The 1,345-nt window shown below is 71.5% G+C and carries 2 protein-coding genes; both read right to left on the bottom strand.

The features are described 5' to 3' along the window. A partial coding sequence (locus BMW87_RS34595) for a PIG-L deacetylase family protein (protein ID WP_093083118.1) occupies nucleotides 1-686 on the bottom strand: 686 nt, incomplete at its 3' end. Beyond that, on the bottom strand, nucleotides 674-1,345 hold a 672-nt coding region (locus BMW87_RS34590; RefSeq protein ID WP_093083115.1), incomplete at its 5' end, for an acyl-CoA dehydrogenase. The genes BMW87_RS34595 and BMW87_RS34590, both read right to left, overlap by 13 nt.

The following is a 1,345-nucleotide window of genomic DNA, read 5'->3' as shown; positions in this document are numbered from 1 at the left end:
GTGGACGCATCGCGCCGCAACTGGCTGGTGAACGCCTTGACTGCCATGCGCTTGCGCCGTACGGCCTCTTCGCTCAGCGGGAGCCTGAAGGCGCGTTGCCAGGGCATGCGCCTATCGCCGGGACGGGACCAGTGCCAGCCCCAGACGGGCACTTCCACCAGCCTGGCGCCCGTGCTCGCGGCCGCCAGCGCGCAGGCTTCGCCAGTCGCTTCGTGGTCGGGATGGCCGTCCTGGCGCCATGTGGTGAACACCACGTCACCGGGCCGGAGAAGAGACACGAGCTCGGCCGCGAGCAAGGCGCGCAGCCCCTTCAGGCCGCCGTCGGGCAGGCCTAGCCGTGCGGGCTCGATGGTCAGGCCCAGGCAGTGCAGTGCCTTTCGGCTCTCCCGTGGCCGGGTACGCGCGAGCCGTTCGACGGGCCATTCGGTCGAGCCGCGGTGACTGGCAGTGCCGTCGGTGACGGCGATCACTTCAACGGGCCTGCCGCAGTCGGCCAGCAGCGCGAGCAGGCCACCGACCGAGAGCACCTCGTCGTCGGGGTGGGGCGCGACGACCACGGCGCGTGCGCTTTGCGGAACCAGCTCTTGCGGCGCGATCGCGGGCAGACGTGCAAGGCCGGGCCAGCGGCACCACTCGATCTCGGTGGTGCCCTCGCCCCGAATGGCGCGGCGTGCTACAGCGTCCATGACGAAGGCTCCTCTTTCTCGTTCGCGGCGAGCTGGCCGAGCGCCGCAAGATCGCGCTCGGCGTGGCTCTGGCGAAGGAACACGGGCAGATCCGCCATCGCGTGGGCGAAGTGCGGGTCGCGGCACAGCGGGCCGGCGCCGACCGCGCGTCCAGCGTGGTGCATGACGACGTTGGCCGCCTGTTCGACAGCGAGGCGTGCGCGCAAGGCGATGCGCTGTGCGTTGTCTTCGGGGTGCCGGTCGATCCAGGCCGCGGCCTCTCGCAGTTGCGCCGCGGCGGCGGTCAAGGCCACTTCGATGGCACCAATGTGCGCGAGGCGATGAGCGTCCGGCGCCGGTCCCGCGCGCTGATGAACCGCGCGCGCAATGCCGAACGCGCCCCCGAACCAACATGCCGCGATGCCGGCGCCACCCTGCCAGAAGCCGGCGCGGTTGACGTAGTCGCCGGGCCGCCCGATCTGCGTGGCCACCGCGCGGTCGAACCGCACATTGACACTGGCGCTCGCTGCCATGCCGACGGCATGCCAGCCATTGCCGGTCACACGTACGCCGGGCTGATCCATGGCCACAGCCGCAAGGCACGGTTCGCCGGCCGCATTCCAGCAGCTCACGACGGCGTGAGTCACGCTCGCGGCGCCCGAGCACCAGGCCTTGGTGCC

The sequence above is a fragment of the Variovorax sp. OV084 genome (genome assembly GCF_900111625.1).
Classification (GTDB): Bacteria; Pseudomonadota; Gammaproteobacteria; order Burkholderiales; family Burkholderiaceae_C; genus Variovorax.
Note: the sequence above shows the minus strand (reverse complement) of the source record. Positions and strands in the feature narration are given on the sequence as shown.